The organism is Pseudoxanthomonas indica, assembly GCF_900167565.1.
GTDB lineage: Bacteria > Pseudomonadota > Gammaproteobacteria > Xanthomonadales > Xanthomonadaceae > Pseudoxanthomonas_A > Pseudoxanthomonas_A indica.
The window spans coordinates 480,906-506,246 of the sequence record NZ_FUZV01000001.1; the positions used below are offsets into that span (position 1 = coordinate 480,906).

The 25,341-nt window shown below is 65.9% G+C and carries 25 protein-coding genes; 15 read left to right on the plus strand and 10 right to left on the minus strand.

The genetic code is table 11. The annotated features are described in order from the left end of the window. Positions 1-4: 4 nt before the first annotated feature. Positions 5-985 carry a polysaccharide deacetylase family protein gene (locus B5X78_RS02225; RefSeq protein WP_079722847.1) on the minus strand — a complete coding sequence of 327 codons (981 nt, stop codon included), beginning with the start codon at positions 983-985 and terminating at the stop codon, positions 5-7. Between the two features lie 359 nt (positions 986-1,344). On the opposite strand from B5X78_RS02225, the gene B5X78_RS02230 reads away from it, so the two are divergent. From B5X78_RS02230 to B5X78_RS02260, 7 genes are all read left to right on the plus strand, one after another. Beyond that, positions 1,345-1,791 (plus strand): hypothetical protein, encoded by a 447-nt coding sequence (locus tag B5X78_RS02230; RefSeq protein WP_139381358.1) that lies wholly within the window; start codon positions 1,345-1,347, stop codon positions 1,789-1,791. Positions 1,792-1,910: 119 nt separating this feature from the next. Beyond that, positions 1,911-2,675 (plus strand): DnaJ domain-containing protein, encoded by a 765-nt coding sequence (locus B5X78_RS02235; RefSeq protein ID WP_079722849.1) that lies wholly within the window; start codon positions 1,911-1,913, stop codon positions 2,673-2,675. Positions 2,676-2,722: 47 nt separating this feature from the next. Next, complete coding sequence (locus tag B5X78_RS02240) at positions 2,723-3,334, plus strand: class I SAM-dependent methyltransferase (RefSeq protein ID WP_176140753.1); 612 nt, start codon at positions 2,723-2,725, stop codon at positions 3,332-3,334. Further along, complete coding sequence (locus tag B5X78_RS02245) at positions 3,327-4,523, plus strand: glycosyltransferase (protein ID WP_079722851.1); 1,197 nt, start codon at positions 3,327-3,329, stop codon at positions 4,521-4,523. Before B5X78_RS02240 ends, B5X78_RS02245 begins: the two co-directional genes overlap by 8 nt. 18 nt (positions 4,524-4,541) lie before the next feature. Next, positions 4,542-6,605, plus strand: a complete 2,064-nt coding sequence (locus tag B5X78_RS02250) for an NAD-dependent epimerase/dehydratase family protein (RefSeq protein ID WP_176140754.1) — start codon at positions 4,542-4,544, stop codon at positions 6,603-6,605. Between the two features lie 227 nt (positions 6,606-6,832). Next, positions 6,833-7,957: a GNAT family N-acetyltransferase gene (locus B5X78_RS02255; RefSeq protein WP_079722853.1), complete on the plus strand. Its 1,125-nt coding sequence runs from the start codon at positions 6,833-6,835 to the stop codon at positions 7,955-7,957. A 4-nt stretch (positions 7,958-7,961) separates the two neighbouring features. Beyond that, complete coding sequence (locus B5X78_RS02260) at positions 7,962-9,131, plus strand: GNAT family N-acetyltransferase (protein WP_079722854.1); 1,170 nt, start codon at positions 7,962-7,964, stop codon at positions 9,129-9,131. Positions 9,132-9,213: 82 nt separating this feature from the next. On the opposite strand, the gene B5X78_RS02265 is transcribed toward B5X78_RS02260, so the two are convergent. Together B5X78_RS02265 and B5X78_RS02270 are read right to left on the minus strand one after the other, a co-directional pair. After that, a complete protein-coding gene (locus tag B5X78_RS02265) occupies positions 9,214-9,513 on the minus strand; it encodes a hypothetical protein (RefSeq protein ID WP_079722855.1) in 300 nt (99 codons plus the stop codon). Positions 9,514-9,525: 12 nt separating this feature from the next. Next, entirely contained in the window at positions 9,526-9,831 is a 306-nt protein-coding gene (locus B5X78_RS02270) for a hypothetical protein (RefSeq protein ID WP_079722856.1), read from the minus strand. A 354-nt stretch (positions 9,832-10,185) separates the two neighbouring features. Between B5X78_RS02270 and B5X78_RS18310 the strand changes: the two genes are divergently transcribed. Next, positions 10,186-10,524 carry a hypothetical protein gene (locus tag B5X78_RS18310; protein ID WP_139381359.1) on the plus strand — a complete coding sequence of 113 codons (339 nt, stop codon included), beginning with the start codon at positions 10,186-10,188 and terminating at the stop codon, positions 10,522-10,524. A 24-nt stretch (positions 10,525-10,548) separates the two neighbouring features. After that, the gene (locus B5X78_RS18315) at positions 10,549-10,902 is read left to right on the plus strand and encodes a hypothetical protein (protein WP_139381360.1); all 354 of its coding nucleotides are present in this window, start codon (positions 10,549-10,551) and stop codon (positions 10,900-10,902) included. A gap of 28 nt (positions 10,903-10,930) precedes the next feature. On the opposite strand, the gene B5X78_RS02280 is transcribed toward B5X78_RS18315, so the two are convergent. From B5X78_RS02280 to B5X78_RS02305, 6 genes are all read right to left on the minus strand, one after another. Further along, the gene (locus tag B5X78_RS02280; protein ID WP_079722858.1) at positions 10,931-11,656 is read right to left on the minus strand and encodes a hypothetical protein; all 726 of its coding nucleotides are present in this window, start codon (positions 11,654-11,656) and stop codon (positions 10,931-10,933) included. A gap of 34 nt (positions 11,657-11,690) precedes the next feature. Beyond that, positions 11,691-12,194: a hypothetical protein gene (locus tag B5X78_RS02285; RefSeq protein WP_139381361.1), complete on the minus strand. Its 504-nt coding sequence runs from the start codon at positions 12,192-12,194 to the stop codon at positions 11,691-11,693. Between the two features lie 23 nt (positions 12,195-12,217). Further along, entirely contained in the window at positions 12,218-12,847 is a 630-nt protein-coding gene (locus B5X78_RS02290; RefSeq protein WP_079722860.1) for a GNAT family N-acetyltransferase, read from the minus strand. Next, positions 12,840-14,342 carry an oligosaccharide flippase family protein gene (locus B5X78_RS02295; RefSeq protein ID WP_079722861.1) on the minus strand — a complete coding sequence of 501 codons (1,503 nt, stop codon included), beginning with the start codon at positions 14,340-14,342 and terminating at the stop codon, positions 12,840-12,842. Before B5X78_RS02295 ends, B5X78_RS02290 begins: the two co-directional genes overlap by 8 nt. 50 nt (positions 14,343-14,392) lie before the next feature. After that, on the minus strand, positions 14,393-15,187 hold the full coding sequence (locus B5X78_RS02300; protein WP_176140755.1) for a class I SAM-dependent methyltransferase: 795 nt from the start codon (positions 15,185-15,187) through the stop codon (positions 14,393-14,395). Between the two features lie 560 nt (positions 15,188-15,747). Continuing rightward, a complete protein-coding gene (locus tag B5X78_RS02305) occupies positions 15,748-17,079 on the minus strand; it encodes an acyltransferase family protein (RefSeq protein WP_308933138.1) in 1,332 nt (443 codons plus the stop codon). Between B5X78_RS02305 and B5X78_RS02310 the strand changes: the two genes are divergently transcribed. Genes B5X78_RS02310 through B5X78_RS02320 form a run of 3 tightly spaced genes read left to right on the plus strand, consistent with a single transcriptional unit; the run spans position 16,967 to position 21,141 of the window. Next, positions 16,967-18,151: a glycosyltransferase gene (locus B5X78_RS02310; protein WP_079722864.1), complete on the plus strand. Its 1,185-nt coding sequence runs from the start codon at positions 16,967-16,969 to the stop codon at positions 18,149-18,151. The genes B5X78_RS02305 and B5X78_RS02310 overlap by 113 nt on opposite strands. A 39-nt stretch (positions 18,152-18,190) precedes the next feature. Continuing rightward, positions 18,191-20,185 carry an asparagine synthase (glutamine-hydrolyzing) gene (gene asnB / locus B5X78_RS02315; protein WP_079722865.1) on the plus strand — a complete coding sequence of 665 codons (1,995 nt, stop codon included), beginning with the start codon at positions 18,191-18,193 and terminating at the stop codon, positions 20,183-20,185. A 26-nt stretch (positions 20,186-20,211) separates the two neighbouring features. Continuing rightward, positions 20,212-21,141: a methyltransferase domain-containing protein gene (locus B5X78_RS02320; RefSeq protein WP_079722866.1), complete on the plus strand. Its 930-nt coding sequence runs from the start codon at positions 20,212-20,214 to the stop codon at positions 21,139-21,141. A 135-nt stretch (positions 21,142-21,276) separates the two neighbouring features. On the opposite strand, the gene B5X78_RS02325 is transcribed toward B5X78_RS02320, so the two are convergent. Next, entirely contained in the window at positions 21,277-22,449 is a 1,173-nt protein-coding gene (locus B5X78_RS02325; RefSeq protein WP_217698630.1) for a PQQ-dependent sugar dehydrogenase, read from the minus strand. Positions 22,450-22,599: 150 nt separating this feature from the next. Here B5X78_RS02325 and B5X78_RS02330 point away from each other — a divergent pair, with 150 nt between their 5' ends. Genes B5X78_RS02330 through nadE form a run of 3 tightly spaced genes read left to right on the plus strand, consistent with a single transcriptional unit; the run spans position 22,600 to position 25,341 of the window. Continuing rightward, positions 22,600-22,848 carry an acyl carrier protein gene (locus B5X78_RS02330; RefSeq protein ID WP_079722868.1) on the plus strand — a complete coding sequence of 83 codons (249 nt, stop codon included), beginning with the start codon at positions 22,600-22,602 and terminating at the stop codon, positions 22,846-22,848. Between the two features lie 10 nt (positions 22,849-22,858). Further along, positions 22,859-24,361, plus strand: a complete 1,503-nt coding sequence (locus tag B5X78_RS02335) for a class I adenylate-forming enzyme family protein (protein ID WP_079722869.1) — start codon at positions 22,859-22,861, stop codon at positions 24,359-24,361. Then, complete coding sequence (nadE, locus tag B5X78_RS02340) at positions 24,358-25,341, plus strand: NAD(+) synthase (protein ID WP_079722870.1); 984 nt, start codon at positions 24,358-24,360, stop codon at positions 25,339-25,341. Before B5X78_RS02335 ends, nadE begins: the two co-directional genes overlap by 4 nt.

Sequence of the window (25,341 nt, forward strand, 5' to 3'; positions counted from 1 at the left end):
TTATTCAACCTGTGCGCAACCTTGATGCATAGCTGAACATCTCCGGCACCGCCACCATCGCCTCGAACCATTCGCGGTCCATCTGCCGTTCCACTGGCAGGCGTGGCAGCGAGTACAGGGTCTTGGCTTCCACCGCCCGTGTACCGGCCATGTAACTGCAGGCCATGCGGTAACCGGCCGCCTGCACCGCATCGATGGTCTGGCCGTCAAAGGCGTCCGGGCCGCCGACGGGGTAAGACAACACGGCCACTGGCGCGCCCAGCTCGCGCTCCAGGGTTTGCTTGGAGCCCTGTACTTCGGCCCGCATGTGATCGTTGGAGAGCTTGGCCAGCATGCGGTGATCCACGCCGTGCGAGCCAATCTCCATGCCGTCGCGATGCATCTCGCGCAGCTGGTCCCAGGTCATCGGCTTGCAATCGGGGTGGCCCTTCTCGCGCGGCAGATTCCACTCCTGCTCCAGTCGCGCAATCAGCGCGCTCTGGCCGTCATCGTCCAGCGACTTCAGACGGTCCAGCAATTCGGAGGCCTGCGCGCGGCGCGCAATCAAATTGTCGCCCAGCTTCCAGTCCACGCCCAGCTCCGGCGCCTGCAGGCGGCTGGCGGCGGTCGAACAGACCATGTGCACCAGCCAGTCGTAGGCATAGGGCCGGCCGGAATCGATATGCCCGGTGGAGACGAAGAACATCGCCGACATGCCCAGATCGCGCAGGATCGGGAACGCCACGCGGTAGTTGTCGTCGTAGCCGTCATCGAAGGTCACCAGCACCGCGCCCTTGGGCACGCGCTTGCCGCGATCCAGATAGTCCAGCACCTGGGCAAATGTCATCGGCACGAAATGCCGCTTCAGATAGCTCATCTGCTCGCGGAAGGCCTCGCCCGAGGCGCTGATTAGTTCGGTGTCGAAGCTGAAACCGCTCGGGTCGGCCGATTCCAGCACCCGGTGATAGGCCAGCACCCGCACGTCGTCGCGTGAGCCCAGGCGCATGTGACGCAGCAATGGCAACACGCCGGCACGGTGACACCATCGGGCCAGGACTTGCCTGCGGCCCGCGCGTTCCATTGCCTGTGTCGATGATCCCCTGTTCTTCATCTTCGCATCCGGCAATCGTTGCCTGATGCCTCCTATACGCAAGACAGGGGGCGAACCGGTCATAGGCGCCCCGGCTGGCCGGGTCTGCGTCGGATCGTTCGCATCACGGCAGGTCTGGCTACCGCTCTTCCGGGCGCAGCGGGCAGACCGACTGGCGGAGTGGCGCGGTCGCGGTAAACCTCTAACCTCCACGCGCCGTCGCCATGAGTCCGCCCGCAGCACACGGGTTGGGCCCCGATACCGCGGAAAACGCCATGAATCCTGCACTGCAAGCCCTTTCGCTGCCGGCCCTTGCCCTGGCCCTGATCGCACCGGCCTCAGCCTCGCGCGCCTGCACTATCAGCGTGGTGGATGTGGGCCTGGTCACCACCGTGACAGTGACCGCCGCTACCGACGAAGACTGCCGCTGGGACGACAACAATCCCAACAACGCCCGCCTGCTGAGCGTGGTCGGCGCGGTCGTGCCCAATTTGCTGGCGGGCTATTCGGCGGACTTTCAGGCCGCTTCCACTCACAAGGTGGGTGAAAAATGGCAGCTTCGCCTGGCGAGATGCAGTGTGTTCAACATCCCGGGCTGCGCCGGCGAGGCTTCCCTGGTGGCAGAGGATTCATACGGCCCAAACTATCGCGACTGCTGGTCCGAAAACGAACAAGCCCTGTCCTCGACCAATGTCTGCGTTTTTGAGCGGGTGGTGCCCTGACCCGGTTGAACGAGGGTGATTGACTCGCTCGACCCGCTGGCCGCTTCCAGCCGCTGTTCACGTCTCTGAAGGTATCGACCGCCGCGCACGCGTGCGGAGGCGGCCAGGGGCGGGTTTGCATGTCGGACGACACCGACTTCATTGCTTTGTACAAGGAGCTGGGCCTGAGCGCGCAATGCGATCTGGCCGAGTTCAAGCGCGCGTATCGCAAACGCGTGACCCAGCTGCATCCGGACCACCAGGGCCAGGATGGCGACATGCCGCGGCTGCAACGGCTCAACCGGATGTATGACGCCGCGCTGGATTTCCACCGCGAACATGCTCGCCTGCCCGGCGCCGCACCGGCGCGGCCGGCCCCGCGCCCGCCGGGCACCCCGGCCCACCCCGGTGCTGACCTCGACGACGAGGGCAACTTCGATCCCGGCAATGACACGCTCGCCGAAAGCGGGCTCGCCGAAAGCGGGCTGGCCTTCGCCAGCGACGAGCGCGGCTCGGCGATCATCGACGAAGCCCCACCGGTGACCGGAAAACCGCGTTCTCGCCGTTACATCATGCTGATGGTGCTGGCAGTGCTGCTGCTGTACTGGTGGGGCGCGCAGAAGACGGCCAACCCCTCGCTGGATCCGGAAGGGCCCGGCGATGCGGTCAATCCGGGCCTGGGCGCGCCCACGCTGGCCAGGGAAGTGGTGGTGGGCATGGACGAGGCGCAGGTACGCCGCATCCTGGGCGCACCGATCGGCGTCCACGATGGTCGCTGGGACTACGGCCCTTCGTGGGTGCAGTTCCAGTGTGGCCAAGTGGTGGGCTGGTACAGCTCGCCCCTGCACAAGTTGCAGGTGGACGAGGCCAGCCTGCGTACCGGCGCCGCCGCACCGCATTGCTAGACCGCTGCATGCATCACGACGGTACGTTTCAATACAGGGGAAACACCATGTTTGCTGGCACCGCCGGACTGCTCCGCAAAGCGCAGCGCCGACTCTGGATGAAGTACGCCCTGCGTGGCGTAGGCGGCAGCGACAACCATGCGCGGCTGGATCTTGCGTATACGGTGGAAGACCCCTGGAACATGGCCTCGGCCATGGAGCGCGCGCGCTTCGAAGCCACCAACGCGGTCATCGAAAAAGCCTTTGGCCGGGTCGGCTCGGTGCTGGAAATCGGCTGTGGCGAAGGCCACCAGACCGAGTGGCTGGCCAAACTCAGCGACGAACAATACGGACTGGATGTCAGCGCGCAGGCGGTGGAGCGCGCGCGCCAGCGCCTGCCCGATGCGCACTTTGCCGCCGCCGATCTGTTTCACCAGCCCTGGGGCGACCAGCAGCACCGCTTCGATCTGGTCACCGCCTGCGAAGTGCTCTATTACCTCAGCGATCCCGCCGCCACCCTCGCGCGCATGCGCCACCTGGGCCGCAACGGGCTGGTGACCTTCTTCGCGCCGGCCTGCGGCCGCGTCGGCCCGCACCTGGATGCGGTGCCCGGCCTGCACAAGGAATGGATCTACCACGGCGGCACCGCCTGGTTGATCGGATGGTGGCGCGATGCCTGAGTCCCACGCGCTCGACGGTTTGGGCGTGGTGTATTTCGGCAATGACTGGAATGCGGAAAACCGCACCAGCAGCCACCATATCGCCACCCGCCTGGCCGGCCACCTGCCGCTGCTCTACGTGGACTCGCCCGGCATGCGCGCGCCCACCGCCTCCGGCCGCGACTTCAAGAAAGCCTTCCGCAAGCTGGCCGCCGCGGTGCGCAAGCCCGAACCGATCCGCCCCGGCTTCTGGCGCTGCACCGTGCCGCAACTGCCATTCCGCCGCCTGCCCGGCGTGGACGCGTTCAACCGCGCGTTCGGCCGCTGGGCCGTGCGCCGGGCCATGCGCGCCATCGGCATGCGCAAGCGCATCTCCTGGTTCGTGGTGCCGCATCCGGGTTTCCTGGCCCAGCGCCTGGGCGAAGATCTGTGCGTGTACTACTGCATCGACGACTACGCCGCCCACCCGGGCGTGGATGCCGAATTGATTGGCCGGCGCGATGACGATCTCAGCCGCGCCGCCGATCTGCAGTTCGTCGCCCCGCCCGCTTTGCTGGAAGGCAAGCAGGCGATCAATCCGAACACCCACTACTCGCCGCATGGCGTGGACGTGTCGCTGTTCCGCCAGGCCAATGACCCTGCCACGCCCGTGCCGGCGGCCGCGCAGGATCTGCCCGGCCCGGTGATCGGCTTCATCGGCTCGGTGCACGAATGGATTGATCTGGAACTGATCGCCTGGCTGGCGCGCGAACGCCCGCAGTGGACCTTCCTGCTGGTCGGCCATGCCGCCGCCGATGTCGCGGATCTGCGCAGCCTGGCCAACGTGCGCCTGGTCGGCGCCCAGCCCTACCCCACGCTGCCGCAATGGGCCAAGGCCTTCGACGCGGCGATCATTCCGTACAAGCTCAATCGCCAGGTGGCCAACGCCAACCCGCTCAAGCTGCGCGAATACCTGGCCACCGGCAAGCCGGTGGTGAGCGTGTACAACCCGGAAATCGCCAAGTTCGCGCAATGGGTGCGCATTGCCGAAGGCCGCGAGCAATTCCTGGCCGAACTGGAACAGGCACTGGCGCAAGACAGCCCGCAAGCCGCCGCCGATCGCATCGCCGCGGTGGCTGATCAAACCTGGGACAGCCGCGTCGACAGCGTGCTGGCCACCGTGACGCAGGCGCTGGACCAGCGCCGCTCCGCCTCTCCGAAAAATTCCTGACCTATGTTGAACGCCTCCATGAGTTCCGAATCCTCCCTGCGCCTGCGCGTCGCCCTGGTGGGCGCCGGCTACGTCGCCACCCATCACCTGGCCGCGCTCAAACGGCTGGACTTCGTCGACGTGGTCGGCATCTGCGACAACAACCTGGCCGCTGCGCAGGCACTGGCCGATCGCTTCGGCGTGCCGCGCGTCACCGCCACTCTGGCCGAACTGGCCGAGACCAGGCCGCAGGCGGTGTATGTGCTGACCCCGCCGTCCTCGCATCCGGCCATCACCCTGGCCGCGCTCGACATGGGCGCGCATGTGCTGGTGGAAAAGCCGATGGCCGACAGCGTGGAAGACTGCGAGGCGATGATCGCCCGCGCCCGCGCCACCGGCCGCCTGCTCGGCGTCAATCACTCGGATCTGTTCGACCCGGTGTTGATGCAGGCGCTCGACGCCGTGCGCGAAGGCCGCATCGGCGAGGTGCTGTCGGTCGACATCATCCGCAATTCCGAATATCCGCCCTACGCCGGTGGTCCGCTGCCGGGTTCGGTCACCCAGGGTTCGTATCCGTTCCGCGATCTGGGCGTGCATGGCCTGTACACCATCGAAGCCTTCCTGGGCCCGGTGCGCCAGCTGGACGTGGATTTCCAGAACCACGGCGGCGATCCCAACCTGCACTTCGACGAGTGGCAGGCGCGCGCGCAGAGCGAGCGCGGCGTCGGCCGCCTGCTGCTGTCGTGGAATGCGCGGCCGATGGAGAACCGCGTGTTCGTGCGCGGCACCCGTGGCACGATTGAAGTGGATCGCTTCCTGCAGACCTGCCGCATCCACGGCGTGCTGCCCGGTCCCAAGTTCATCGGCATCATGCTCAACAGCTGGTTCAGCGCGATCAAGGACGTGGTGCGCATTCCCTGGAACGTGGTGCGCTTTGCCACCGGCATGCTCAAGCCTTCGCCGGGCATCCAGCACGGCGCGCAGGCCTTTGCCCGCGCCGCGCGCGATGGCGCCGCACCGCCGTTCAGCGGTGATGACGCCCTGCGCATCGCCCGCCTGCTCGACCCGGTGTGCCGCGAGCCGGATCGCCAGCGCCTGGCGCTGCTGGAAAGCCGCTATGAATCGCTGCCGCCGGCCGATGTGCTGGTGACCGGCGCGGCCGGCTTCCTCGGTCGCAAGCTGGTCGCGCGTCTGCGCGAACAGGGCCGCAGCGTGCGCGTGCTGGTGCGTCGCCCGGTCTCGGCTTACAGCCAGGACAGCGGCATCGTGCAGGTGATTGGCGATCTGGGCGACCCGCGCATCGTCGCGCATGCCGTGCAAGGCGCGGGCGTGGTGTATCACGTCGGCGCGGCGATGAAGGGCGGCCCGCGCGATTTCGAGGCCGGCACGGTGTGGGGCACCCGCAACGTGGTCGAGGCCTGCCTCAAGCACAAGAGCACGCGCCTGATCTACGTCAGCTCGATGAGCGTGTTCGACCACGCCGGCCGCGACGAGCACGCCGTGCTCACCGAGAACTACACCTACGAACCGCACCCGGAATGGCGTGGCGCGTACACCCAGACCAAGCTGACCGCCGAAAAGACCGTGCTCGACGCCATCCGCGAACACGACCTGCCGGCCGTGCTGCTGCGCCCGGGCCAGATTTTCGGCCCCGGTGCGGAAAAGGTGACGCCCAATGGCGTGATTGGCCTGGCCGGCCGCTGGGTCGCGGTCGGCAGTGGCGCACAGCGCCTGCCGCTGGTCTATATCGATGACGTGGTGGATGCGTTGCTACTCGCGGAAACCGCGGAAGGTGCACGCGGCCGCGTCTTCAACATCGTCGACACCTCGGCGGTGACCCAGGACGACTACCTGCTGCGCGCACAGGCCAAGCTGGGCAGCGAACTCAAGCGCCTGCGCGTGCCGACCTGGATGTTCATGGGCCTGGGCTGGGGCGTGGAGCTGCTGGGCAAGGTGCTCAAGCGCGACGTTCCCCTCACCCGCTACCGCGTGCGCTCGCTGCGCCCGCTGGCCAATTTCGACACCAGCGCCGCCCGCGAGCAGCTGGGCTGGAACCCGCGCGTCGGCGTGGAGCAAGGTTTGAAGACAACGTTTGGAAGGTAAGTCGTAGTGAAATCAACGGGGGGAAGGCCGTCGCCCAAGGCACCGGCCAACGACAACGCACGTCCGCGACGCGCACCATCACGCCTCGCACGGTCGAAGTTCCTGCCCCCTCTCCCGCTTGCGGGAGAGGGCTGGGGTGAGGGCGCTCTTCGCGCAATACTCGCCCCCCGACAACTTGGCATCGGACTTGCTACTAAACCAGCATCCCCCAGCATGAGTCCGGGTTGATGCTCGCGCCCGTTTCCCCCAACGCCTACCAGGTGCGCCTGGATCCCTTGCCGGATCTGGATGTGCTGCGCCTGCGCTGGCTGGAACTGCAGTCGCGCTCGCACGGCAGTTACTTCCAGAGCTGGGGCTGGATTGGACCCTGGTTGTCACTTATCTGCCCGCCGCCGATCGCCCGGCTGCTGTCGGTCTACCACGGCAAGCGGGTGGTCGGCCTGGGTATCGTCACCATCCGTCGCGGCTTCCTCGGCCTGGGCCCGCGCCACCTGCGCCTGCACGAGATTGGCGACCCGGCGCTGGACAACCTGACCATCGAATACAACGGCCTGCTCACCGAGCAGGGCCGCGAGCGCGAAGTACTGGCCGCTGCCGTGGATCACCTGGCCAAGCACGACAAGCGCTGGCTGACCTTCTACGTGCCCGGCATCGACATCGACCAGGTGCCGATGGACCGCCTGCGCGAGCTGGGCGTGGGCATCCGCATGCGCCGCCGCGCCACCCACTATGTGGATCTGGCGGCGGTGCGCGAGACCGGCAGCGATTATGTGTCCAGCGTGCTCAGTCCGAAGGCGCGCGCCAGCGTGCGCCGCACCGCGCGCAAGCTGGTGGCCACCTATGGCGAACTGCAGCTGACGGTCGCCGCCGACACCCGCGAGCGCCAGGCCTTCTTCACACAGATGGCCGGCCTGCACGAGGCCTACTGGACCGGCGACGACGATGAACATGGCGCGTTCAATGATCCGCGCATCCTGCGTTTCCACGATCGCCTGATCGAGGAATCCAGCCACGAAGAAGGCGCGCAATTGATTCGCCTCACGGCCGGCGAGCGCGTGGTCGGCTACGTGTATGCGCTGGTCTGGCAGGGCGTGGTGTATTTCTACCAGGCCGGCATCGACTATCCGCGCTTCGGCCATTGCGGCAGCCCCGGGCTGCTGTTGTTGAGCGAAGTGATCCAGCGGGCCATGGACGATGGCCATGCACGCTTCGAACTGATGGCTGGCGAATCGGAGTACAAGCGCACCCTGGGCATGGCCGAGGGCAAGATGGCGTGGATGTCGCTGGACCGCCTGGGCTGGCGTTCGAGTCTGCGCGACACCCTGCGCCGGTTGCAGGGCAAGGGCGAGTGAGCCGATGAGCCTGCGCTTGCGCTGGCGATCGCTGGATGATCTGTCCGCCGGCGAGATCGAGGCGTGGAGCCGGCTGGGGCGCGAAGGTTGCGGTTCGCCCAATCCGTTTGCGATGCCGGAATTCGTGCTGCCGGCGCGGCGGCACCTGCTCGGCGACCTGGAACTGCGCATCGCCTGGTTTGAGGATGCGTCGTCGAACGTCGTCGGCGTGGGCGTGTTCACCGAGCGCAAGGCCTCGTGGTTCGTGCCGATGCGGCATCTGCGCGATCTGCGCACGCCGTTTTCGTTCCGCTCCGGATTGCTGGCGGCGCGCGGGGCGGCGAATGCCGTGGCGCAGGCGCTGGTTGGGCAGTCGGACGTGGCGGCGATTGATTTGCGCAACCTGCCAGCCGGTGACGTGCTGGGTTCGGCGCTGCGCACCGCGGCAGCCGAACATGGTGGCGGCTGGCACCTGCGGCATTCGTTCGAGCGCCCGGTGTGGCGTATCGGCGACGACCGCCACGCCCTGCCCTGGCCCAAGGATCTGCAGCGGCGGCAGCGCAAGGCCGATGCCGAAGGTGGGTTGCAATCCGAGCTGTGCATTCCGGGCGCGGGTGACGCCAGCTATCTGCACGATGTCGAATGCGTGGACCATCTGTACGGCCGGCCCGCTGCGGCCGAACCGGCCACGTCCACCGACGCCGGCCTGGACACCCTGCTCCACACCCACCTGCGCCTGGAACATGCCGGCTGGAAAGGCGATGCGGGCAGCTCGCTGCAATCCACGCCCGCGCATGCCGATTTCTTCCGCGAGATGATGCATGGCTTCGCCGACATCGGCGCCGCCGCGTTCATGCAGACACGCTTGGGCGATGAAGTCATCGCCTCGTCCAGCAACCTGCTGCTCGGCGATACCGTCAACGCCTTCAAGATTGGCTGGAACCCCGACTACGCGCAGTACAGCCCCGGGCGCATCAATGAAGTGGCGCTATGCGAAGCCGCATGCCGACAGTGGCCGGCGGTCAAGTGCTTCGACAGCCAGACCCAGGAAGGTGGCTACCTCGCCAAACTGCTTCCGGACAAGCGCACGATGCTGAGTGGCACGCTGGCGTTGAATGCCACCGCACATCGGCGGATGCAGATCGCGCGCGCATGGCGCCCGGTGGCGTATCGGGTCAGCGACCCCGACCTGTAACCAACCGATTTCCTGTCCGCCTCACTGTAGGAGGGGCTTCAGCCCCGACCCGCAAATAGTCGGATAACCAATCATCACCCCATCAATTCAAGCGCCCCGCTATCCCCACGACCAACGCGACGACAAGCCACGCGTAGGTAAATGCGACGAGTTTGAAGACGGATCTGGAATACACCGACAAGCTCTCGCCAGCAGCGGTGAAACCCAACCTGCCCATGCCAGCCAGGCACTTCCACCACCAATCAATCTTGACGATGCCTGCGCGATCCAGGACATCAGGCCTGTCGCGCTGCAAGTGACCGAGTTCCCGTTGCGCAAGTAGAACGCTGACGATCCCGGCGATCAGCAAGACGGCCAGTAGTGCCTGCTTTAGAAACAGCATCTTCTCCCCTTCCTAATCGATGTCGGGTGAGGCCAGGAACACCGCCACAATCACATACGCCATGATTGAGCCGCTCAAGTACACCATCGCAACAAAGTCAGACCGACGTTGAACACGCACGGCGTCTAACGCGGCCATGCGTCGACGCACACTCGGTCGCATGGCGTTGACCATGTTGAGCGAAACGATGGCGAGGAAGAGCGCCACATATCCAACCTTGGTGAAGGGCATCTGGACCACCGACCAGTGCTCCAGGGCGAGGCGCACCAGAAGAACGTTGAGCGTCTGACCTGTCGAGACCAACAGGAGCGCCGTCATAAGACACGGTGCACTGCCAAACCCTGTCCGACGAGTCCATGCATATATGTGCGCCAGAAATTGCGTGTACATCTTTCCCCTCGAACCAAGCTCTTCTCTTGACCACCACACGCGTCCGGATTCCAGAAGTGGAGTCGGCAACGCGGACGTCATTCAATCGAGGACTTTCCCTACAAATTTTTCAGACTTTTCCACCGCCCCAGATCTTGCGTTTCCGGATAATTCCCCCCGAGGCCAATCCATCCGCAGCCTCGCAACCGCAACACGCAACACCTGCAACACCGCAAGCGCGGACCGCCTGAGCCGTGAACTCAGACGGCCCGCTAACCACAACCAGTAACCAAGGTACCAATCATGGCTAGCATCAATCCTACCGTCACCACGCCCCAGGCTTCCAGCGGCGGCAACTTCCACTTCCTGCCGCCCTTCCCTCCCGCGGCGGGCCCCAGCAAGGAGTCTCCGCACGACAAGATCTGGACCGTGCAGGAAACCCTGCACCTGCTCTACCTGCTGACCCTGGCCCGCGACGATGATCCCATCATCGCGCCCGAGCAATGGCAGCTGCCTGCATCTGCTCAGCACGCAGCTCGCCGAGGCGCTCAAGGAGGTGGGCGAAGAACCGCTTGCCGCCTGATGCCGCAAAGGATGCCCGGCACGGTGTGCCGGGCATCCTTGCAAGCTCACTCGCGGTAGCAGGGATTGAAACGGAGGCTTGACTTGAGTTCCATCTCAGAACAAATTTCATGGCCCTGGCCAGTCACCATGGCGCTTGATCGAAGCTGCGAAACCACTTCTCCAGCGGCTGTTGGCCCGACCAAATCGAAGCCGAACCAAGAGCAAACCATGACGTTCGAAACCACGCTCCAAAGGTTGGACATCTTCAAGAACTCGGTCGCGGTCATCGCGTGGGTATGCCTCTTCTTCTATTCGATGTATCTAACGGTCGACGCGTACGCCAATACAAGGCCGTTCACACCCTTGCACGTCATCATTCCCTTCGTGCTTCTACTGCTTTGCATTCGCTCATCCATCCGCCTTGCACATCGCCTCAAGGCCAGAGCACAGGCGTAGGCGCTGTTCTCCTGCCCCACCTTTGCCGTTACGGCACGACACCGACCGACAACGCACAAAGCGCGCCCGGCCATACACCGCCATGGCCCCTTTCGCTACGCGTAAAGACTCCAACGATCCCTACATGGCGATCGCTGAAATGGTTGAAGACCGGGATACCCGTGACCCACACCGCAGGTTCGCTCGACGCATAGGGGTCAACCCGCGAAGAATAGAGAGCGCTCAGTTCGAACCTGTTGTAGTAGTACCCCTCCACGCGCACCGTCCTGCCTTCGAACCGCTTGGGGTTGGCGAGCAGCGCTTCCACCGTCACCTCCTGCGGCACCTTGTCGACCGGCACGCAATGCGGCGTGGCGAAGTCGTCCTGCGACGCCTCTGCCGTCGTCGGAACCGGCTTCATTTCCCAGGCCATGGCCTGGACAGCAACGAAGTACATCACCACGCAGGCCACCAGATAGGCGGCGGCGAACTTCACCGCTCCCCATGTGCGCCAGACGTAAGCCATCGCCACGCAGGCGGGCAATGCGAAGGCCATGAAAACCGACCACATCTGGACATCGCCAAGCACGCGGAATTGGACCAGGAAGTTCGCGAATATCTCCACTTGCAGCGGAAATACGTACCACGACGAACTCGTCAACACATGGCACGCCGCGCCCGTGACGTCACAACGCGGCACAAGAAACCAACCCGCGACAGCCACCGGCAGCGACAGCATCAACGAGGCCAGCAGAACTCCCTTCCACTTACGCATGCTCAGACTCCGTATTTCCAAGACCTGCAGGAAATTACTGACAGGGAACTTCAAGCCGCTCACAAGCACTTTGTTCGCGGGCCTCGGAGTAAACCGTCCACCAACGAACCAACTCCTGCTTCTCGTCATCCGTGTAAGCACGCGAGTACAGCGACATCGGAAAATACCGGGTCCGATAGCTGTCAATCAGGTACGCCGCCATATCGCCCACCGTGACGCGCGTTGGGAGGAACGAACTGACCGACATGTTCACCGACAAGCAAGGCGCCTTGGAATCAAGCTGCGTCAGCAGATAGGGGATATCACTCTCGGCGATCCAGCCCCGGTAATGATGCTCCACCTGCACGCGCGAGACCGGCTTGGTCAACTCACCGGGATCCGACAGGAACGCAAGCAACTCACGTGGACCCTGCTTTGCAAAGTCGAACTGCAATGAGCTGGTGCCGACCGGCACCTTGTGACGGCTGGGCACTTGGGCGAACGCCGGCAAGCTGGCGACCAGCAGTGCGCACAGCAATATCCAAGACTTCCTGTTCACGGCGACTCCCCTTTGGCCTGCCCCTAGGCTATCTGCGCCTTGTGCCACTCCCGCTCTTCCTTCGTCATCCACAACACCCGCTCCTGCGGACGTATCCCGGTAGGCGCCGGCAGGAACTCCGGCGGCAGGCTGCGGAACAACAGTCGCGATCCAATCGCCAGCGAGGTGACCGTACCCAGCTCACTGAACCCCAGCGCCTTGTGCGCCCGCCGCGACGGCACGTTGATGGAACTGACATCGGACAGGAACTGCATCGGCGTGTCTTCCGCCGCCGAGGCGTGGTCCATGATCGCGGCCAGAATCCGGTGCCCGCGCCGATCCGGCGCCACGTAGGCATCGCGACCCCACACATGCCGTTTGTCCAGCGGCAGGCGCCAGGCCATCTCGTCGAAGTAGCGCGGCACGCCATGCGCCACCCAGAACCAGGCAATCAGGCCGCGATCTTCCTCCACCGCGAAATAGCGCAGGCCATGCTCGAACCGGCGCAGGATGCGCTTGTGATCACCCCGCCGCCCATGCGCCTTGTCGGCGGCGGAAATACGCTCCACGTCCGCCGCGAACAACTCCAGGAAGCGCTGCCCCGGCTGCAACTGGGTGAGCTTGAGCGTGCCGGCGTCGCGGCCGAACAGGATGATGCGATTCCACTCAATCATGCGCGGTACCGGATTTGTCGAAGGCAGGAAGCGACAAGCCCAACTCGGACTTGCCGGTGGCGCTGAGCAGGCGCAGCACGTCGCGCGCCAGGCCGCGGCCGAACAGCCACAGCGCCGAACAATAGACCACCACGCCAGCCAGCACTTCCACCGCCAGCAGCACGATGTCGTGCAACACGTACCAGACCAGCGCCAAGCGCAGCGACAGCACCGCCGCCACCATCAGCGCGCAAGCCAGCAACACCCGCAGCAGCGGCGACCACAACGCGCCCAGGCTCAGGCCGAACGGACGGCAGGCGCGGCTGGCCAGCAAAAACTGCACCACCAGCGCGATGCCCACCGCGAAGCTGGCGGCAAACGCGCCCCAGCGCGAGAGCAACCACAGGCTGGCCACCAGCACGATCACACTGGTCAGTTCGATGCGCAGCACCCGCGCGTTCTCGCCCAGCGCGCCCAGAAACGAGGCGAACAGGAAACTCGCCGGCGCCATCACCGTCACGCTGGCCAGCACGCTGAGCAACGGCGCCACCATGTGCCACTCCGGCGGCAACACGGTCGCCACCAGCGTGGGCGCCACCGCCGCCAGACCGAAGCCCATCGGAAACAGCACCACCGCCGTCAACGCCAGCGCGCGCACAATCATCTGCGCACGTTGCGCCGGCTCGGCGCGGACAATGGCCGGCATCATCACCGTGCCGATATGGCCGCCCACATACAGCGCCGGCAACTGCGCCAGATTGAAGGCCAACCCGTAGGCGCCCGCCTCATGCGCGCCGACCAGGCGCAGCATCAATGGCTTGTCCCAGTAACGTGCGCCTTCGCTGAGCGTGATCTCGCCGGTAATCGGCGCACCGAAGCGCGCGATATCGCGCAGGCGCGACCACGGCACCTTCACCGGCGCCAGCCAACTACGCCAGCCAGTGCCGGCGATGGTGACCGCCGCAATCACCGTGGACTGCGCGATGAAAGCCAGGATCATCGACTGACCGCCCAGCTGCGTGGTGGCCACCAGCGAAATGGCGACCACCGCATAAGTCAGGTCACCGGCAAAGCTGGCCATGGCGATGCGCGCAAAGCGCAGTTCGCGCGCCAGCAACTTGTCGGGCATGCCGCCCAGGCGCCTGATGAAAATCGCTAGCAGCGCGCCGGGCAGGTATTCGAGCAGGCGCGGCACTTCGAACCACGCCGCAAACCAGGGCGTGGCGGCGAACAGCAGCAACGCCATCAGCAGGCCGGCGATCAGATAGAACAGGCTGGCGGCATGGATGGCCTCGCGGCCTTCGCTGCCGCGCACGATCACGTACTGGCCGCAGCCCCAGGCCGAGATCCAGTTGCCGGTCCAGGCAATCACCGTGGCCACGGTCACTTCGGCCACGATGTCCGGACTCAGGTGCCGGGCGATCAGCAAGGTGCCAATCAATCCCACGGCCCGGCCGAGCAAGCCGGCCCCGATACCCCAGGCCGCGCCCGACACAATCTTCAGTTTGTCGCTCAATTCCGCAACCGCCCCTGTGGACTACTCCCCTGGCGGCATCCTACGCGAAGTCAGTGCGCTGTCAGTCGTTTGCGCGTCAACAGCTGCTGCCACGGGAACGCCCACTGCGCCAACGGCGCCGCGGCGGCGACCATACGCAGGCGTGGGTGATGCAGCATGCGATAGCGCGCCAGCGGAATCCGCTCCTGCCCGGCCAGCATGCGCCGCAGCCGCCACGGGGGGCTGGACCAGGGATAGCCGGGATTGCGTCGCCAGTCGCCGAACAGGCGGTGCGAGTGGTATTCGTGCAGCACGAACGGATTGGGCGTGGCCAGGAACAGATGCCCGCCCGGGCGCAGCACGCGCAACAACTCGGCAATGAAATGATCGCGGTGGCGTTGGGTGCTGATGAACTCCAGCACGGAGACGCAGGTGACCAGATCGAAGCTGTGGTCTTCGAACGGCAAGGCATGGCCGGAGGGCACATGCTGGAAGCTCAGACGCGCCGGATCCAGCTGGTACGACTGTGCCCGAACGCGCGCGGCCTGCAGGGTGGAGGCATCGGCATCGATGCCAATCACCTGGCGGGCGCCGAGCGAGGACAGGGCCAGGGCGACCGAGGTGCCGCCGGTGCCGCAGCCGACGTCGAGGATGCGTTCGGCCCGGTCGACGTGGTCGACCAGGGTGCGGCAGAGGCCGCTGGCGTGCATGTCGACTCGGCCGATTTCGCGCTCGAGGAATCTGTCGGAGACGTGCGAATCCTGGTCGGAGTCGTACTCGCCGTTGGTATGGGAATCGTGGATGTCGCGGCGGGCTGCACCGCCTTGAATGAGGGCGATGAACTGCGAACGATAGGGTTCGTCCATGGCTCGGGGGATCCATGTGGTCGGGGGATGACCTTGAGACGGCATGGCTCGCGATAAGCGGACACGACTTTGTGTGACAGGCGACGAACGGCGATCCCATGCAGCCGGTTTGGCGCTGGACGAAAGTCATGTTCTGCTTTTGTGTCGCGTGAGGCGGGCGGTGGTTGCTCGCGTGAGGCGGGCGGTGGTGCTCGCGTGAGGCGGGGCCAGGCCCCTGCTGATCGGGCCTGGAATCCACATGGCCTCGATCGGGAACTCTACGTGCAAGGGCTCCAGTCCCGATCAGCAGGGGCCTGACCCCGCCCGGACAGAGCACCTTTGTTCTGTTGAAAGCAGGTGGTCTGCTGGCCGGCTTTGGCTTGCTCGGCTCGTGCTGTTCGATCAGCCACCACGATGTGTCGAGAGCGGGGGCAGACCCTGCGCAACCGGGACTGGAGCCCTTACTCGTAGAGTTCCAGGTCGAGGCCATGTGGATTGCAGGCCCGGTTGCGCAGGGTCTGCCCCCGCTCACAAGCCATGACACCCGCTCTTGCCAGCAGGCCTGCAACCCAGCCAAAACCTCAAGGACTGTCCTTGACCGCCTGCTCGCATTCGCGCGGCGCCGCCTGCGGCAGCGGCTGTACCCTGCGCTTCCACGCACCGCGTATCGCGCGCATGGCCGGTTTTTCCACCAGGCGGTTCATGGCAAAGGCCAGCAACAATGCAAAGCCCATCGCCAGCGCCACGGCAACCAGCGCAGGCACACCCAGCTTTTCCAGGTAGAAGATCACCACGAAGCCAATGGCCTGATGCACCAGGTACAACGAGTAGGAAATATCGCCCAGGAACGCAAACACCCGCCGATTGAGGAAGCGCAGCCAGCCCGCCGTGAACGCGGTGAACACCGCGCAGCAGAACACCGCCACGGCCAGGAAGATCGGCCGCTCGCCCACCGCGATAGCCAGCAGGCACAGGGCGATCATCAGCACGTTCAAGCGCCACTCTTGCGGACGCTGGCGCAGGCGGTAGAACAGGATGCCCATCGCGAAGAACGGGATGAAGCGCAGGATCATCAACTCGCGAAGCGCATACGAAAAATGCACCTGGTGCTTCTCGCACAGGCCCTCGATGGCCGCCAGCACCAGCCAGGTGGCGATGATCCAATGGATGCGCTTGAGCTGCCCCAGCAAGAACCACATCAGCATCTGCACATAGAAGAACAGCTCGATCTGCAGCGTCCAGTACGAACCATCCAGATGCTCGAAGCCCAGGAACTCCTGCACCATCGTGTAGTTGGACAGCAGGTCGCGCAGCGGCAGCTGCTGGATCGGCAGGCCGATCGTGTACACCACCAGCGCGGTCAGGCTCAGGCCCGTCCAGTAGGCCGGGAACAGCCGCGAGAAGCGCGAGACCACGAAATCCATCGCGGTGCGGGTGCGCTCCAGGGTCATGAAGATGACAAAACCGCTGATCAGGAAAAACAGCTGCACGCCGTACTTGCCGGCCAGCAGGTCCAGCGGCATCCCGCCGACATGGCCTATCTGCTCCGAATATCGCGTTGTGTAGTGGTAGGCCATGACGGCCACCGCGGCCAGTCCGCGTAAGGCATCCAACTCCACTACACGCGCAGATGGCGAGTTTTCCTGAACCACTTCCGCCCCCCGTGACTGTCGCCTGTTCGCTCGGTATAACGCCGGCCGGCAGCCCGACAGGCCAAGAAAAACGGGGTCAGATCGCCATTTGCGAAGTAAATGGTGCTCTGACCCCGTTTTTTGCTTTTGCCCTGGGCGGGGAATCCTGATGCGCCTGCTGATCGTCACCTCGCAGTTCCCCATCGCCGGGGAGCCCAACCGCGGCCGGCCGATCCTGCAGACGGTGCGCGAGTTGTCGCGGCTGGCGCAGGTCAAGGTCATCAGCCCCATCGCCAGCTACCCGCGCTGGGCGCAGCCGCGCAGTTACCTGTACCGGGCCAGCGACGACACCCACCAGGTGCCCGGTTGCGACGTGGACTACGTGCGCTACCCCGCCCTGCCCGCGGTCAGCCGCCCGTTCAATGGCCGCCTGTGTGCCCGCGCCATTGAACGACCCATGCGCGACTTCGCCCCGGACGTGGTGCTCTCTTACTGGCTGTACCCGGACGCCCACGGCGCCATGCTGGCCGCGCGCCGCGCCGGCTTGCCGCTGGTGGTGGGTGCGCGCGGTTCGGACCTGCGGGTGCGCGATGCCATCAGCAAGCGCCTGACCCGGCCGGTGCTGGCCGCCGCGCAGCGCCTGCTGGTGGTCAGCGAAGACCTGGGCCGGGTGGCGGTGAAGGACTACGACGCCGACCCGGATCGGATCCGCGCCATTCCCAATGGCTGCGATGCCGCCATTTTCCATCCCGGTGACCGCGCCGCCGCGCGCCAGGCGCTCGACCTGCCGGCCGATGCCGAGGTGGTGACCTACGTCGGCCGCCTGGTCGCCGAGAAGGGCCTGCGCGAACTGCTCGACGCCACCGCCCGCCTGCGCGCGGAGCGTCCGCGCCTGCAGGTGGTGCTGGTCGGCGAGGGCCCGCTGCGCGAGGAACTGGCCGCCCGCATCGGCAAAGACACGCTGCCGGTGCGCCTGGCCGGCGCCCAGCCGGCCGACGTGGTGGCGCAGTGGATGGTGGCCTCGGATCTGGTCACCCTGCCCAGCTACAGCGAAGGCCATCCCAACGTGCTGGTGGAGGCGCTGGCCTGTGGCCGGCCGGTGGTCTCCACGCCGGTGGGCGGGATTCCGGAAGTGGTGGACGCCGCCAGCGGCGTGCTGGTGCCGGCGCGCGACGCCGCGGCCCTGGCCGCAGGGCTGGTGGCCGTGCTGGACCGCGAGTGGGACGAGGCCGCGCTGGCGCGCCGCTTCTCCCGCGACTGGCGGCAGGTGGCGCAGGACACGTTGCAGGTGTGCGAGGAGGCGCTGTCCGAAGTACGCGGACTGCGCGCGGTATACGCGGCCGGTTCGGCCTGAGCAAGGGACTGTTCGAACAACCACGGGGGAAGCGCAACGATGTGTGGAATCGCAGGCTTTGGGGGAGGTAGCGGGATCAGCGCCGAGACGGCGCGCCCGTTGCTGGAAAAGATGATCCGCACGCTGGGCCATCGCGGCCCGGACGGTTTCGGCTTCCACGCGGAAAACGGCGTGGGCCTGGCGCATGCGCGGCTGTCGATCATCGATCTGTCCACCGGCGATCAACCCATCCACAATCCGCGCCGCGACGTGTGGACGGTGTTCAACGGCGAAATCTTCAACTACGTCGAGCTGCGCCGGGAGCTGGAAGCCGAGGGCCGGCAGTTCTACACCCAGTCCGATACCGAAGTCATCGTGCACCTGTACGACCGCGACGGTGACGATTTCGTCCGCCATCTCAATGGCCAGTTCGCCATCGCCCTGTGGGATGCACGCAAACAGCGGCTGGTGCTGGCGCGCGACCGCGCCGGCATCCGCCCGATGTACTACAGCCAGCGCCACGGCCGCATCTGGTTCGCCTCGGAAGTCAAAGCGCTGCTGGCGGTGCTGCCGGAACTGGGCCGCCTGAACCCGCATGCGCTGATGCAGACGCTGACCTATTGGGCGCCGGTGGACCCGGAAACCCTGTACGAAGGCGTGCAGAGCCTGCCGCCGGGTTGCCTGCTGGCCATCGACGCCGACGGCCGGCAGACGCTCAAGCGCTACTGGGACTGGACCTTCCCGAGCGCGGAGGAAACCTCGCCCGCGCGCTATCCGCTCAGCGTCGAACAGGCCACGGCCGAACTGCGCGAACTGCTGGTCGATGCCGTGCGCCTGCAACTGCGCGCCGACGTGCCGGTGGGCGCCTACCTGAGCGGTGGCCTGGACTCGTCCGGCATCGTTGCCCTGATCCGCGGCTTTACCGATACGCCGGTGCGCACCTTCTCGGTGGCGTTCGAAGACGGCGAGTACGACGAAAGCGAGTACCAGCAGGCGATGGTCCGCCACCTGCGTACCGAACACACCACCCTGCGCTGCACCCGCCGCGACATCGGCGAGGCGTTTCCGCGGCTGATCCGCCACACCGAAACCCCCGTGCTGCGCACCGGCCCGGTGCCGCTGATGCTGCTGGCCGGCAGCGTGCGCGCGCATGGCTACAAGGTGGTGCTGACCGGCGAAGGCGCCGACGAGGTGTTCGGCGGCTACGACCTGTTCAAGGAAGCCAAGGTGCGGCGGTTCTGGGCGCGCCAGCCGGACTCGAAATTCCGCCCGCGCCTGCTGGAAAAACTCTACGGCTACCTGCGCAACTCACCGGTCAGCAATGCCGCGTTCGCGCAGTCGTTCTTCGGCCAGGGCATGGAGCATCTGGACCGCCCGATCTTCGCCCACGTGCCGCGCTGGACCACTTCGCAGCGTGCGCTGGGCCTGCTCACGCCCGAGCTGCGCCAGGCCGCCGCCGCATGGGATCCGCTGGACGCCTACGAGCAGACCCTGCCGCCGAGCATCATGGACTGGAGCCCGTTGGCGCGTGACCAGTACGTGGAAGCCAAGTCGCTGCTGGCCGGTTACCTGCTGTCCTCGCAGGGCGATCGGGTGGCGATGGCCAACTCGATCGAAGGCCGCTTCCCGTACCTGGATCACCGCGTCATCGAGTTCGCCAACCGCTTGCCGCCGAGCTACAAGATCCGCGGCATGACCGAGAAATTCCTGCTGCGCCGGGCGCTGGCCGACCTGCTGCCGGAGGACATCGTCAACCGCACCAAGCAGCCGTATCGCGCGCCGGACAGCCAGAGCTTCTTCTTCGACGGCCAGCCGCTGGATTACGTGGCCGATACCCTGGACCCGCAGCGCGTGCGCGATGCCGGCTACTTCGATCCGCAGGCGGTGAGCCGGCTGGTGGAAAAATGCCGGTTGGGTCGCGCCACCGGCTTTGCCGACAACCAGGCCTTTGTCGGTATCCTCTCGACGATGCTGGTGCATCGGCAGACCGGGGAATGGCGCGCCGCTGCACAAGGCCACGATGACGCGTCGGCGCCGCTGGCGCTCGCGACCTGATCGATCACCGACCCCGCGGAGATTGCATGCACTGGCGAATCAAGGGAACTGTTCAAAAGGTGCTGGGCTACGTGCCGGGCGGCGACGTCTTGCATTTCCACCTGCAGCGCCAGTTTGGCGGTCTGCAGAACTTCCGCCGCGAACTGGAAAGCAAGGTCGAGGACTGGACGATCATGGCCCATCACCTGCGCAATGCCGGGCTGGTGTTCCGCGGCCTGCGCGGCTTCGAAATCGGCTCGGGCTGGTATCCCACCTTCCCCATCGCCTGTTATCTGGCAGGGGTTGAACGGCTGATCACCTATGACCTGACCCGGCATATGCGCGCGGACCTGACCCTGGCCTGCGTGGAGGCACTGGAAGGCTCGCTGCAGACCATCGCCGATGCCGCCGGTACGGATCTGGAAGGCGTGCAGGCCCGCTACCAGCAACTGCGCAAGCGCATGCAGGCCGGCGAAGACGTGCAGAGCGCCAGTGACGGCGTGATCGTCTACCGCGCACCGGCCGATGCCACCCGCACGGACCTGCCCGATGACAGCGTGGACGTGGTGTTTTCCAACAGCGTGCTGGAACACGTGCCGGGTGAGGTGATCACGGCGATGTACCGGGAGTCAATGCGGATCCTGGCGCCGGGGGGGGTGATGTTTCATTCGGTCAATTGCGGCGATCACTATGCGTATGTGGATCGCAAGGTGCACCAGCTGCATTACCTGCGTTTTTCGGATGCGGAGTGGAAGCGCTGGAACAACGCCTTCCTGTACCAGAACCGGTTGCGGGCGCACTACTTCGTGGATGAGGCGCGGGAGATGGGCTTCGACATCGTGCTGGACACATCCACGACGCGGCCGGAGCGGCTGGCGCAGTTGCAGGCGATGAACGTGCATCCGCAGTTCGCGCATTACGCGCCGGAGCAGCTTTGCATCACGAGCGTGGATTTTATTGCGCGCAAGGTCGCCTGAAGCAATCTGCCCCCTCTCCCGCTTGCGGGGGAGGGCTGGGATGGGGGCAGAACGAAGTCCGCCCACCTGAAACCTCGCGTCTTCGTTCTGCCCCCATCCCAACCTTCCCCCGTAAACAGGGGAAGGGGCCAAGGGCTAACGCCCCACAGGCGAAATCCGCAACAACTTGCCATCCGGCGCATCGACCAGCACGTACAGCGCCCCATCCGGCCCCTGCCGCACATCACGGATGCGCTCTTCGCGCGCAGTGAGCAGGCGCTCCTCATGCACCACCTGGTTGCCTTCCAGCTCCAGCCGGATCAGCGACTTCCCGGCCAGCGCGCCCAGGAACAGATCCCCCTGCCACTGCGGAAACAGGCCGCCCGTGTAGAACGCCATGCCACTCACGGCCGGTGACTTCTCCCACACGTAGGCCGGATCGATCATCCCCGCCGTACTGCGCCCAATCGAACCCTGCACCGGCTTGCCGCTGTAGTCGATGCCATGCGTCACCACCGGCCACCCATAGTTGCCGCCGGCGCGCGGGATGTTGATCTCGTCGCCACCCTGCGGCCCGTGCTCGCTCGTCCACAACGCCCGTGTGCGCGGATGGATCGCCGCGCCCTGCATGTTGCGATGGCCGTAGGACCAGATTTCCCCGCGCGCACCGCTCTTGCCCACGTAAGGGTTGTCTTTCGGAATCTTGCCGTCCGGCCAGATCCGCACCAGTTTGCCGGTGAGCTTGTCCAGCTCCTGCGCAGCCGCGGCCGCCACCCGGTTGTCGCCCTGGGTGACGAACAGATGGCCTTCATCGTCGAACACCAGCCGCGCGCCCACATGCGTGCCATGCGAGAGTTTGGGCTCCTGCTGGTACACCACTTCCACATGCTTGAGCGCGTTGCCCTCCAGCTTGCCGCGCGCCACCGCCGTGCCGGCCTTGTTGCCGCGGAAGGTGGGCTCGGCAAAGGCCAGGTAGACCCAGTGATCGCGGCCGAAATCCGGTGACAGCGCCACATCGAGCAGGCCGGCCTGGCCGTCGACGAAGATGTCCGGCAGACCGCTGATCGGCGGCGACACCGTGCCATCCGGATCGATCCGGCGCAGGCGACCGGGCCGCTCGGTGATCAGCACGCCGCCGCCGGGCAGGAACGCCAGGCCCCAGGGATGCTCCAGGCCATGGACCAGTTCGGTCACGGCGTAATCGCCTTTTTCCGACGGATACGCCGTGGGTACGGGGTTGCGTACGGTCTGTGGCGGCTGCGCCACTTCGGTGCTGGGCGCGCCGCCATTACGGCAGCCGCTGGCGACCAGCAGCAGGACAAGGGCCAAGCGTCGCATCGGAAGGTTCCCCAGGCGGTGTGCGCTGGCGGCGAGGATAGCATCGCCGCGCCGCCGGCAATGCCCGCCCCCGGCGTGGCCGGATGGGCGTGAAGCTTACGTTTTTCCAGACAAAGCAAGTAACAGGCACCAGGGGATCCCATGCAACAGAAGCACCAGATCAAACAGTTCATTCTGGAGAACTTCCTGTTCTCCGACGATCAGTCCGCCATTGGCGATCAGGATTCGCTGATCCGCGGCGGCATCATCGATTCCACCGGCATCCACGAGCTGATCTTCTTCCTCGAAGACCAGTTCAAGCTGCAGATCGTGCCGGAGGAAATGACCCCGGCGAACTTCGACTCGATCCAGACCGTCGACGAATTCGTCAGCCGCAAGCTCGCCAGCTGAGTCGAACTGCATGGACAGCCTGCCCACCCGCGTCGCGCAAGTGGCCGGCCGCGCGCCGCAGCGCGTGGCCCTGGTCGATGGCGATCGCCGCCTGGATTACGCCGGTTTCTGGCGCCAGGCCCAGCACTTTGCCGCGCACCTGCGCGCGCAGGGTGTGCGCGTGGGCGATCGGGTCGCGCTGATCCTGCCCAACCGGCTGGAAGCGGCAGTAGCAATCTACGGGGGCTGGCTGGCCGGTGCGGTGATCGTGCCGCTCAACGTGCAGGCGCGCTCGCGCGATTTCATTCCCTGGCTGCGCCATAGCGGCGCCTGCCACGTGGTGTTCGAGGCCGGTCATCGTGATGTGCACGAGGCGCTGGCCGAACTCGCGGATGACCCCGGCACCACCGAGCTGGGCGAGGCCCAGGGTCTGCCGGGCGAGGACAACAGCGCCACCGATTTTGTCGCGCCGCTGCCCGATGCACCGGCGATGATTCTCTACACCTCCGGCACCACCGGCGATCCCAAGGGCGTGATGCTCAGCCACGCCAACCTGCTAGCCAATGCCGAGTCGGTGGTGGCCTATCTGCAACTGCAGGCCGAAGACAGCGTGTTGAGCGTGCTGCCCTTCTATTACGCGTATGGCGCCTCGGTGCTGCATACGCATCTGCTCACCGGTGCCTGCGTGGTGCTGGGGCCGAGCCTGATGTTTCCCTTGCTGGTGCTGGAAGCGATTGAACGCGAGCAGGCCACCGGATTCTCCGGGGTGCCGTCGACGTATGCGCTGTTGCTCGAGCCGATGGCCGAGCGCGCGGCGTCGTTGGGCTCGCTGCGCTATCTCACGCAGGCCGGCGGCGCGATGTCCCCCGCGCTGACGCAGCGCCTGCGTGGGGTACTGCCCGCGCCGCGTTTGTACGTGATGTATGGGCAGACCGAAGCCACTTCGCGGATCAGCTGGCTGCCGCCCGAACGGCTGGGCGAGAAGCTGGGCTCGGTCGGCATTCCGGTGGCCGGCGTGCAATGGAAGATCGTCGGCGACGACGGCGGCGAGCTGCCGCGCGGCGAGAGCGGCGAAGTCTGCGTCCGCGGCGCCAACGTGATGCCGGGCTACTGGAACAACCCCGAAGCCAGCGCCAAGGTGTTGCGCGATGGCTGGCTGCATACCGGTGATCTGGGTTACCTGGACACCGACGGCTATCTGTACCTGCAGGGCCGCCGCAGCGACATGATCAAGACCGGCGCGCACCGCGTGCACCCCACCGACGTGGAAGAAGTGATTGCCGAGATGCCCGGCATCCGCGAAGTGGCGGTGGTGGGCGTGGACGATGAAGTGATGGGCCAGGTGATCAAGGCCTACATCGTCAGCGACGGCGAACGCCCGCCGCGCGCCGAAGACCGCATCAAGGCGCACTGCCGTGCGCGTTTGGCCCCGTACAAGATTCCCCGCCTGATCGCCTTCGTCGACGCCCTGCCCCGGACTGCTTCCGGCAAAGTGCGTCGCGTCCAACTGATGGAGCAGACCGCAACGCCATGAGCAGCCTAGACCGCCACGTCCTCGATATCGATTACGAACAGGAAGCCGACCGCATCTGCGCGCGCCTTCGCGAAATCACCGCGCGCCAGCTGCACCGGCGCGGCTTGGTGGTGGCCATCTCCGGCGGCATCGACAGCTCGGTCAGCTGCGCGCTGGCAGTGCGTGCACTCGGCCCGGATCGGGTGTTCACCCTGATCCTGCCCGAGCAGGATTCCTCGGATGACAGCGCCGCGCGCGCGACCATCCTGGCCACCCATCTGGGCGTTCGCACCGAGACCGTCGATATCGCGCCCGCGTTGGATGCCATCGGCTGCTACCGCGCGCGTGATGCCGCGGTGCGCAACACCTTGCCCGAGTATGGCGAAGGCTGGAAGTTCAAGATCGTCATCGACGGCGGCAGCGAAGGCCGCATCAACCGCTTCAAGCTGATCGCACAGGATCCGGCGGGCGAGATCATCGAGCGCGATCTGGCGCTGGCCGACTACCTGACCATCGTCGCTGCGACCAACTTCAAGCAGCGCATCCGCAAGACGCTGGAATACTTCCACGCCGATCGCCTGAACTACGGCGTGGTCGGCACGCCCAACCGGGTGGAGTACGACCAGGGCTTCTTCGTCAAGAACGGCGACGGCTCGGCCGACGTCAAGCCGATTGCGCACCTGTACAAGTCGCAGGTGTACGGCATGGCCCGTCACCTGGGTCTGCCGGAGCGCGTGTGCGCGGCCATCCCCACCACCGACACCTACAGCCTCAGCCAGGGCCAGGACGAGTTCTACTTCGCCCTGCCCTACCAGCAGATGGATCTGGCGTTGTGGGCGCTCAACCATGGCCGTCCGGCCAGCGAGCTGGCCACCGCCCTGCACATCAGCCCGGCCCAGGCCGAGGCGGTGTTCGAGGACATCCGCAACAAGCGCCGCACCACCCGCTACCTGCACCTGCCGCCCGTGCTCGCGGGCGACGTGCCGGAACTGGACGACTGA